Raw genomic sequence first — 9,140 nt, 5'->3', positions numbered from 1 at the left:
GAGACGACACTCGGGCCCTCGCCCTGCCCGCCCTCAGCCCACAGCACGAAAACGGTCCACCGACTCCGTCGGCGGACCGTCACGAAAGATCGAGGTTAGCCAGATTTCGGCAAGTCGCTTCTGTCGGTCCGGGAAGGACTTGGACTTCTCGGTGCCGTCGGGGCCGATGTAGCGGGCGCGGTAGCGGAGTCCGGTGCCGTATCGGTCGCTCTTGGCACGACGGGGCTCGCCGTTGGGTCCCGGTTCGGTTTTGTACCAGCGGTCTTGGATGTGGCCGGCCAAAGTGGTGCTCCTGTCGGGGATGCGGCAGGGGCGCGACCAGTGGTGGTCGCGCCCCTGCGGGTGATGGGTCAGGCCGCTTCGCGGTCGACGTTCTTGAGGTGAGTGACGTGCGCGAGTACTTCGGCGGGGTCGTAGCGGATGTGCTTGCCGATGCGGAAGCCGGGCGGGCCGATCTGCTTCTTGCGCCAGGCGTAGACGGTCTCTTTGGGCACCTCGAAGATTTCGGCGATGTCATCGGGGGTGAGGTAGCGGTCGGGGAGGCCGCCCCGGAGGGTGGCGCGGGGGTCGGGTTTCGGTGCCACGGGATCTCCAGGGGGCGGCGTGGTTGTCCGAGGTGTGACTTTCTGCGTCACCGCGTCACCCGCGTCATCCGGGCCTCTGACCTGCGTTTTTGGGTGACGCAGCGGATCAGGTGTGCGTCACCCGTGCGTCACCTCCTGCGTCACCGGGTGACGCGGGGGTGACGCGGGTGACGCAGGGGTGACGCAGGATTCGCCGTCTGCGTCACCCCTTCCCGTGCAGGTGGGGGGCCGTTTTCCGTCCCCGGTGACGCAGGTGACGCAGACCTTCCCTACTTAGGAAAAAGGGAGGGGTGTCTGTAGTAGTGGCGGTGATCCTTCGGGCGAAGTGAGGAGCCCGATGGGCACGCCTTCATGGGGCGGCAAGGCCGCCGAAGAACAAGAGGAGCACCCGGCGGCGTGGCGGGGTGCTCCTCTTGCTTGTCCCCGAGTGCAGCCTGTGGGGTCAGAACGCGGCCGACTGCTCCGGCTGCTCGGGGGGCGGCGGGCCGGGGCGGCGGGTCATTTCGAGGTAGCGGCCCGCTTTGGTGCGCCCGGTGTCGATGAGGACGCCCCGGGCGGCGAGGGTGGGTTGCAGGCGCTTGAGCCGGTCGGAGAGCACCTTGCTCGTGGTCGGCCACCCCTTCGGCAGGGGCCGCAGCTCCTCACCGCTGTAGAGGCGGCTGAGGACGTTCAGCCATTCCGTGGACGTCATCCGCTGCTCGCCGCCGGGGTCGAGGGTTTCGGCGTGCTGCAGGACGGTCTGCGCGAGCAGGTCGCCCTCGATGACGTCGTCGTTCAGGTCGTCCACGCTCGCCCGGTACGCCGGCAGCGCCCCGAGCCCGGTGGCCACGTCGAGTTGGGCGCAGAGGTGGGCGAAGTCCGCCATCCGCAGATCCGTCGGGGTCTCCGCCTGCGCGGCCCGCACCTTGACGGTGAGGTCGAGGAGCGAACCGAGGACCACGGGCAGCACCTCCTCGTACTCCGCCCACAGCTCCGCTTCGGTGCGCCGGACGGTGGGACGCTCCAGCCGCAGCGGCAGGAGCCGTTCCGCGAGGTCCGGGCGGATGACGCCGACGTCGATCCCGGTCAGGAGCAGCGGGCGGCGGTAGCGGGCCCGGTGCACGTCCCCGTCCGTGAACAGGGCGCGCTTCACGCTCTCGGCTCCGGTGACGATGCAGCACATGGCGTCGGACAGGTCCGGCGTCATGTGGGAGAGGTTGTCCAGGGCGGTGACCCATCCGGCGGCCACGGCCGCGATCAGGTTCTCTTCGTCCTTCGGTGCCCGGCGCAGGTCCCCGCTCATGCCTTCCACGATCCGCACCAGCATCCGCCCACCCGTGGACTTCCCCGCGCCCTGCGGGCCGGTGAGGAACGGGGCCGGGACGGGCACACCGGGACCGAGGCAGCCGATCAGCCACGCGATGGCCAAGCATTCGGTTTCGGCGTTGGCGAAGTTGCACAGCCGCATCAGGAGGTCGATGCCCTTGCCGTCGGTGTCCTTGGCCGGCAGGGGCAGTTCCCCGGTGAGCTGAGTACGTCGCCAGCACACCTCTCGCGGGTCGGGAACCGTGATCTCCCACCCGGTGGGGTGGATACGGACCGACTGCCCGTCGGCGCGGCCGAGGTCGAGCCAGGTGGCCCCGTCGAAGCCGGGGGCCACGCGGATGTGAACGGCCTGGGTGGTCTCGGTCATCGCCAATGCCTCGATCAAGTCCAGTGCCTCCTTAAGGGCGGTGCCGTTGAAGACGCCGACCCCGTCGCGGAACATGCCGACCATGAGTTCCTGCCGGTGGCTGCCCGTCGTCCCCTGCGACCGGATCGGCCGGGCCACGGGGTGGCCGTTCTTCTGGGCGTAGACGGTGCCGTCGGCGGTGCGGAAGTACCGGAAGTGGGACTGCGCGTAGTCGCTGATGACCTCACGCGCCGGGTTCTTCTCGTCCTCGGACATGGCTCACATCCCCAGTGCGGTGCGGGCGTTGGTCCAGGCGTCCGTGCAGTGCCGGGGGCTCTCGCCCTTGGTCTGCGCGGCGGTGAAGAGCCGGGCGGCGTGGGAGTCGGTGAGGCACCCGCACCGCCCGTGGGCGGAGAGCACGGCGAGGAATGTGCGGTAGACCGTGGCGTGCACACCGCTCGTCGCGGCGGTGATCCGCTTCTCGGCCATGGCGATGCCGCGTTCCAGGTAGGCGGGGGTGCGGTGGCGGCATTCCCCGCCCCCGGCCGGAACGGGCGCGGTGACGGGTTGGACCGGGGACGGCTTCTTGACGATCAGGGCGCGTACGGCGTCGGGCAGGGCGGTCATGGTGCCGGTGCCGGGTCCGAGCCACCGGGCGTAGACCAGGGTCGACTTGACGTCGACCCCGTCCCGCACATCGTTCGCGGAGGACATGGCTCCCTGGTAAATCCAGTGCTCGCCCCGCGTGGTCGGCACCGTCCGCGTGGTGGGGAGCGTCCGGCGGGCCCAGTCGACCGCGTCTGCGTGGTCCAGGTCGACCACGGTCAGCCCGATGCCGCCGGGGTGATAGGCAACAGCCGCGGCTTGCGTCCACGCCGTCGACCACGCGGCCCCGGTGATAACAGCGGGGTCTGTGGTGGCGGCGGCCCATGCGTGGCAGAGGCGGGGGCAGGTGCAGGGGCCGGGGGTCTTCATGTTCGGCCGGCCGCCGCAGGCGTTGTCACGGCAGGTGGAGCAGTTCCCGAACGGGACCTTGCCCGCCCGCAGCGGCATGACGGGCACGCCCCGGGCGGCCAGGGCGAGGGCGGTGTGAAGGTGGGTGTTCACGCTGCCACCTCCATGGGGCGGATCGCGGTGAGGAGGGCGTGGTCGATGTGCTCGGCAAACGCCGGGGGAATGGCCTCGGTCAGTTCCTCGCGGACGTCGGTCCACGTGATGCCCATGGCTTCCTGCATCTCCGGGACGGTGGCCTTGCCCCCGCCGGACCCGTAGGCGGCGACGTAGGGCCCGTCCCGGTAGACGCCGTGCCGGTAGCCGCGCACGTACCCCCGGTGCTCCGGGTGGGCGGGCCGGGTGATGGTCCAGCCGCCCAGCTCGAAGTTGCGGTGGCGCAGGACGCCGAGCCCGAACATCTCCCCGCACAGGGAGAGGTCTTTGCGGATTTCGGCGCGGCCGTTGGGCTGCTCGATGACGTACGGCAGCCCGGTCCGCTCCAGCAGCATCCGGGTCGGGGCGACGAGGTCGTGATGGTTACCGCCCCAGCCCTGCGATGCGTTGGTGCCGACGGTGAGCGCGCATCCGGCCTGGCAGGGCGGGGAGGAGTGCACCGCCGTGAACCGGCGGATCTCCCCGGACGCGATCAGGGCGGCGAGGTATTCGAGCGCTTCGGCCCGCACGAACGTGAAGGGGTAGTTCGGTCGGTCGACGATGTCGACGCCGATGACGTCGAATCCGGCGCGGTGGTAGCCGGTTCCGGCGCCGCCGGCGCAGCAGAACAGGTCCAGCAGCAGCGGCCGGTGGCCAGGTACTCGCCGGATGGGGGTGGGTTGGGTCATGCTGAGTGTCTCCAGTTCTGTGAGAAGTGCTGGCAGACGAGGGCGGCCCCGGATCATTGGCGTGAGACGGGGGCCGCCCTCGGTCGTGCCTGGGGGCGGGTCAGGCGGCGCGGTCGGTGCTGAGCGCGCCGTCGGGGGTGCGGCTGATGTGCCCTGCGAGGGTGAGGCGCTTGACGGCCTTGGACACCGTGCCCTTGGGGAGCCCGGTGGCGGTGACGATGTCGGCCTGACGGGCAGCCCCGGAGCGAAGCGCCGTCAGCACGCGGTCGTCCACACTTCCGGTGGCCAGAGCGGCGACCGGCCCCGGCGCCGGTACGGCGGGGGCCGGGGGCTTCACGAGGGTGAGCGTTGCGGCCGGGGGCGTGGTGCTCGCCGTGGTGGCTCTGGTCCAGATGGGCCGGGCGGGCAGGGCGATGACGTCGGCGGGGGAGAACGCCCGGGTGCGGATGGCGTGCTGTTTGCCCTTGGCGCCGATCCGGAGCAGGGCGTGGCCGACTTCGGGGAGTTCGTGGGCGTGCCATCCCTTCTCGATGGCGTCGGAGCCGAAGACGTTCATGGACTCGCCGGAGGTGGACAGGTACAGGCTCGCCCGCACGGTGATCTGTGCGGTGACCTGGGAGTCGATGCCGTGACCCTCGCCGGACATGGTGGGCTTCTGGGTGGCCCAGATGATGATGATCTCGGCGGCCCGACCCATGCGGGCCAGGGTCCGCAGGTTCTCCATGATCCGCACGTACGCCTTGTCCTTGGCGGCCGAGATCAGCTCTCCGCCCTCGTCCACGAACACGGTGATGCGGGGTCGGGTGGTGCTGATGGCGATGGTGTCCCGGCCGCGCGGCACCAGCTTGAGCCGGTCGTCCATCTCGGCCACCAGCTCGTCGGAGATGGTCAGGATCTCGTCCGGGGTGACCCCGACCCGGGCCCGGTGGTTCCAGTTCAGCCCCTCCACCCGCTTCATGTCGAACAGGATCAGGCGGTGATCGGCGTACTCGGAGGCTTCACCGAGCATGGCCCGGGTGGACCACGACTTGCCCGACCCGGACGCGCCGGCCACGAGCATCCGGCGGCCGAGCGGCACCATGACCGGCTCACCGGTCACCGTGTCGATGCCCCACGGGGCCCCAGGCTCCCAGCCCGACAGGTCGATCCCGTCACCGGCCGACCGAGTGCGGATGATGAGGTCGGCCCACCCGCCCTTCTTCCCCGCCTTGATCTGCATGCGGAGATCGGTGCGGGCACCGAGCAGCGACCGGACATGGTCCTCGGCACCACGGAGCTTGGTCGCGGTCCAGGTGCCGTCGAGACGGATCGTGCAGACGATGCCGGACTCGGTGAGCACGGGGCGGGCGGTGAGCGTGCCGGACAGGCCGCGCTGTTCGGCGTGCTCGCGCCAGTGCTCGGGCTGCAGCCGCTTCATCAACGCCTTTTCCTCGGCGGTCGGTTCGATGTCCGGCGCGGGCGGCCGGTGTGTGACGGCCCAGACGATCGCGCCGACGGCGGCCACGGTCACCGCGAGCGCCGACCACGCCCACACCCGGCCGGGCACGAGGGGCAGGCCGATGTACGCGCCGACGGCGGCGACGATGACGCCCTTGGACGCGAACAGCCACAGCGGGTCGGGTACCGACCGCTTCGTGGTCGCCAGGGCGCGTTCGGCGGTGTGGACGGCGGTGGTGATGCCGTTGGGGTCCATCGCCCTCGCGTTGGCGAGCGCCCGCCGCGCGTCGCGGACGAGGGGCTTGCGGTCGGCGCGCAGGGTGCGGCGGCGGACGGATTCCTTGGACCAGCGGTCGGCGGTCCAGCGGGCGGCGGTGGCTGCGTACTGGCGGTGGGTCTGCCAGGCTGATGGGTGACTCACGGGTTCCTCTCCAAGGGCTATGAGTCGGTGGGGGCGGGCCCGGCATGGCCCGCCCTCACACGCGGGTGTGTGTACGCGCGGTGATGGAGTTTCCGGTTTCCCGGTTTCCGACAGGGGCCCCTACGCGTGTGCGCGCGAGACGGGAAACTTCCGTCACCCTGCGTCGCTACGGGGGTCCTGGCGGCCGAACACGGTGCGGGGGGTCTCAGCCCACCCGGAAGGGGGCCCGATCGCTCTGTGGGGCGCTGGGCGGTTTCAGTGGGTGGAGCGGCCGAACCACCGGTTGTGAACGGTGGTGTTGTGGACCGTCGCGGGCCGCCCGGCACCGAGGACGGTGGGGGCGATGCGGGAGGCGACTACGGCGATGGCGGCCCACATCACGAGCGACCCGAGACCGGCGGCGGCGCTCACGAGCTGACCGGCCCCCAGCAGGAGCTGACCGGTGCCCCACCCGGCACCGCTGGCCAGCAGTCCGCCGGCGGCGATGCGCTGGGCGCGCGGGTCGAACAACGGCAGGGGGGTCAGGTCACGCGGCGGGTGGGCGGCGGGGGTGGTGGGCAGGTGCTCGCGGAGCACGGCCACCATGCTCCCGTCCGGGCCGGGGACGTAGACGACGGTCCCGGCCCGCTCGGCGTGGAGCTGCACCGTGCCGGTGGTGGGGGTGGCCGTTGCGGTGGGCCAGCTCGGTAGGACGTGTATGTCGGGGATCATGGGGGCGTGTCCTTCCGGTTCGACGGGGTGTCGTGGCAGGTGACGCACATGCCGAGCGAGCGCGGGATGCAGTACCCGGCATCGGTCCGGCAGGTGGGGCAGGTGCGGCGGGCGAGCATCGCCGCAGCGAGTGCGGCGGTGCGGGCCGGGGTCATGGGGCGTACGGGCTTGGCCCGGTCGACGCGGTAGAGGTAGGCGACCAGCGGCCCACGGCGACGCCGGGGCCGGTGGACTTCTGCGACGACGTCCTGGCCACCCGGCCGCAACCCCAGCGCGCGGAGCTGACGGCGAGTGGCCAACCCGTCCGGGGCGAGCCGCCACCGGTAGCAGGGCAGCGTGCTCACGACGACGCGCCCTCAAGGACGAGCCCGGCACCGTCGCGGTGCTCCTGGTAGCGGGCGGTCACCCAACCGGTGGACCAGCCGCACAGCTCGGCCGCCTGCCGGATGGACAGCCCAGCCCCGAACGCGGCACGAACTGTGGCCCGCGCCCGTACCTCGTCCTGCTTCTCCACAGCGGGCCCGGCCTCCAGCAGCGCTTGGCGCTCACGCTCGGCCCGCTGCTGTTCACGCTCACGCTCACGGCGCTCACGAGCATCCCGCTCCCGCGCCTCCAGCTCGCGGCGCTGGGCGGCCTCGCGTTCGAGGCGTTCACGCTCAGCCTGCTGCTGTTCACGCTCGCGCTCACGGCGTTCACGAGTTTCACGCTCAGCACGCTCCCGTGCCTCCGCCCGCTCGCGCTCCTCCCGCCGCACCGCCTCTTCCCGGGCGGTCTGCTCACGGGCGATCAGCGCCTCATGCTCACGCTGCTCACGCGCCAACATCGCCGCGTGCTCCCGCTCCTCACGCTGCCGCCGCTCCTGCGCTTCGCGGCGCTCGTTGGCGGCCTGCTCGCGCTCTGCCCGTTCGGCCTTGAGCTGGGCTTCGCGGGCGCTCTGGGCGGCGGTGATGGCCCGCCGGTAGGCGAGTCCGGTCTCTGCGGTGACGATCAGAAGCAGTGGCGCGACCGCGTGGACAGCGGCCCCGACCAGGTCCTTCTTCAATGCGGAGTCGGCCACGTTCAGGGCCAGGGTCATGCCGCCGGTCATCCACCGCAGAGCGATGGGCCACCGGCCACCGTGCCCGCCCAGAGAGGCCAGGACCGAGTCCAGGCGGACCACGATGACCACCGCCGCGTCCACGACAAGCGGCAGGATCGGGGCCGTCCACTCCCACCCCTTCGGGCTGTGCCGCTCCATCAGCGGCGTGACCGTGAGGATGGAGAACAGCATCGCCCCGCCCACGATCAGCCACGTCCCGACCGACAAGGCGCGTTCCGCTGAACGGATCTGAACAGCGTTCACGACGCCACCCCCACACCCGCCACGGGCGCCGGGATCTCGGAGTAGCCGACCAGGCGCAGCCGGGCCCCCGTGAACACGGCGTGAGCCTCCAGGACGCGGGTGGCCCCGCCGCTCTGAACGCCGTGAACAACCGTCCCGGCGTCGATGCCCAGGGCCTCACGCCACGTTTCGAACACGGCCAGGTCGTCGTGCGCCGACAGCTCCAGCCGCTCCGGGAAGACGGTGGAGACGCGGACATCGACGGCCGGCAGGTCCGGGAATCGGGCCATCAGGGACGCCAGGACGGTGACAGCAGCGGACAGCCCGCTCATCGTCGGCGTACTCATGCCGCACCGCCCGACGATGTCACAGGGGAGCGGTCGGCCAGCGGTCGGACGGGGATCTTGGTGAACAGCCGCCGGCGCCGCCCGGTGGTGGTGTCCCACTTCCACTCGGCCCCGTCCCGGGCCGCATAGCCGAGAGCGGCCAAGGCGGCCACGCGCTCGGGGACGGTCGGGACGGGCTCGGTGCGGTTGAAGCCGTGCACCGGCCACTCTTGCGGCTCGTAGCCGGTCAGGACGAACAGCTTCCAGGTCCCGGACGCGTCCAGGACCATGCGGGCTTCGGGCAGCAGCGCCATCACGCCACCTCCCCAGCGGTGGCGGTGTTCGCCAGGGCCCGGCGGGCGGCCAGCACCCGCCGGCGGGCCCGGCGGATACGCCGCTCGTCCAGCTCCGTCGGCGTCCGGTCGATCGTCATGATCTGCGCGTCCAGCAGGGCGACCTCCGCCCGGATGAGCGGCATCTCCCGGTCGATCGCGTCCAGCTCAGCAGCCGACGGCTCACCGTCGAACGCGGCGGCGGCGGTAACGGCCGCGTGAAGTGCTGCGATGCTCTTCATTGGGTCAGTCCCTCTCATACAGGAACGGCTCACAGAGACCCCCGGGGGTGCCACCCCGGGGGTCTCGCCGTCGGAACCATCCGGCTCCCCTCAGCTCCACCCGTACGACACCGCCCGCAAGGGGCGGGCCGGACGGGCGGAGGAGGCAACCGGCGCGGCGAGAGCCGCCGCGAATCGGCGTGGAAGATGACCGGCCGCCCGCAGACCCCGTGGGGTCTGACGCGCGAGGGCGGAACGGCGCTGCCCTACCGGCCTGTCACGGGAGCGCTCGGATATGTAA

The 9,140-nt window shown here is 71.5% G+C and carries 11 protein-coding genes and 1 pseudogene; all 12 read right to left on the bottom strand.

Annotated features, from left to right (window positions below; translation table 11 throughout):
• Positions 1–54 precede the first annotated feature (54 nt).
• Positions 55–354 (bottom strand): annotated as a pseudogene (locus ACH4VO_RS28880) (hypothetical protein); the annotation flags it as partial.
• Complete coding sequence (locus ACH4VO_RS28875) at positions 351–584, bottom strand: helix-turn-helix domain-containing protein (protein WP_360994690.1); 234 nt, start codon at positions 582–584, stop codon at positions 351–353. The gene ACH4VO_RS28875 and the pseudogene ACH4VO_RS28880, both read right to left, overlap by 4 nt.
• A 442-nt stretch (positions 585–1,026) precedes the next feature.
• Positions 1,027–2,511 (bottom strand): ATP-binding protein, encoded by a 1,485-nt coding sequence (locus ACH4VO_RS28870; RefSeq protein ID WP_360994688.1) that lies wholly within the window; start codon positions 2,509–2,511, stop codon positions 1,027–1,029.
• A gap of 3 nt (positions 2,512–2,514) precedes the next feature.
• Complete coding sequence (locus ACH4VO_RS28865; protein ID WP_360994685.1) at positions 2,515–3,342, bottom strand: bifunctional DNA primase/polymerase; 828 nt, start codon at positions 3,340–3,342, stop codon at positions 2,515–2,517.
• Positions 3,339–4,070 carry a DNA methylase gene (locus ACH4VO_RS28860; RefSeq protein WP_360994682.1) on the bottom strand — a complete coding sequence of 244 codons (732 nt, stop codon included), beginning with the start codon at positions 4,068–4,070 and terminating at the stop codon, positions 3,339–3,341. Before ACH4VO_RS28860 ends, ACH4VO_RS28865 begins: the two co-directional genes overlap by 4 nt.
• A gap of 100 nt (positions 4,071–4,170) precedes the next feature.
• Positions 4,171–5,928 carry a MarR family transcriptional regulator gene (locus ACH4VO_RS28855; protein WP_360994680.1) on the bottom strand — a complete coding sequence of 586 codons (1,758 nt, stop codon included), beginning with the start codon at positions 5,926–5,928 and terminating at the stop codon, positions 4,171–4,173.
• A gap of 255 nt (positions 5,929–6,183) precedes the next feature.
• Entirely contained in the window at positions 6,184–6,639 is a 456-nt protein-coding gene (locus ACH4VO_RS28850; protein WP_360994677.1) for a hypothetical protein, read from the bottom strand.
• Complete coding sequence (locus ACH4VO_RS28845) at positions 6,636–6,983, bottom strand: RRQRL motif-containing zinc-binding protein (RefSeq protein ID WP_360994675.1); 348 nt, start codon at positions 6,981–6,983, stop codon at positions 6,636–6,638. Before ACH4VO_RS28845 ends, ACH4VO_RS28850 begins: the two co-directional genes overlap by 4 nt.
• Positions 6,980–7,981: a DUF2637 domain-containing protein gene (locus ACH4VO_RS28840; protein WP_360994672.1), complete on the bottom strand. Its 1,002-nt coding sequence runs from the start codon at positions 7,979–7,981 to the stop codon at positions 6,980–6,982. The genes ACH4VO_RS28845 and ACH4VO_RS28840 overlap by 4 nt, the downstream gene beginning before the upstream one ends.
• Positions 7,978–8,307 (bottom strand): hypothetical protein, encoded by a 330-nt coding sequence (locus ACH4VO_RS28835; RefSeq protein ID WP_360994669.1) that lies wholly within the window; start codon positions 8,305–8,307, stop codon positions 7,978–7,980. Before ACH4VO_RS28835 ends, ACH4VO_RS28840 begins: the two co-directional genes overlap by 4 nt.
• Positions 8,304–8,600 carry a DUF6303 family protein gene (locus ACH4VO_RS28830; protein ID WP_360994666.1) on the bottom strand — a complete coding sequence of 99 codons (297 nt, stop codon included), beginning with the start codon at positions 8,598–8,600 and terminating at the stop codon, positions 8,304–8,306. Before ACH4VO_RS28830 ends, ACH4VO_RS28835 begins: the two co-directional genes overlap by 4 nt.
• Positions 8,600–8,860, bottom strand: a complete 261-nt coding sequence (locus tag ACH4VO_RS28825) for a DUF6284 family protein (protein WP_360994663.1) — start codon at positions 8,858–8,860, stop codon at positions 8,600–8,602. The genes ACH4VO_RS28830 and ACH4VO_RS28825 overlap by 1 nt, the downstream gene beginning before the upstream one ends.
• Positions 8,861–9,140: the final 280 nt, after the last annotated feature.

Origin of the sequence: Streptomyces sp. NPDC020780, assembly GCF_044334475.1 — a bacterium.
Taxonomy (GTDB): Bacteria; Actinomycetota; Actinomycetes; order Streptomycetales; family Streptomycetaceae; genus Streptomyces.
Note: the sequence above shows the minus strand (reverse complement) of the source record. Positions and strands in the feature narration are given on the sequence as shown.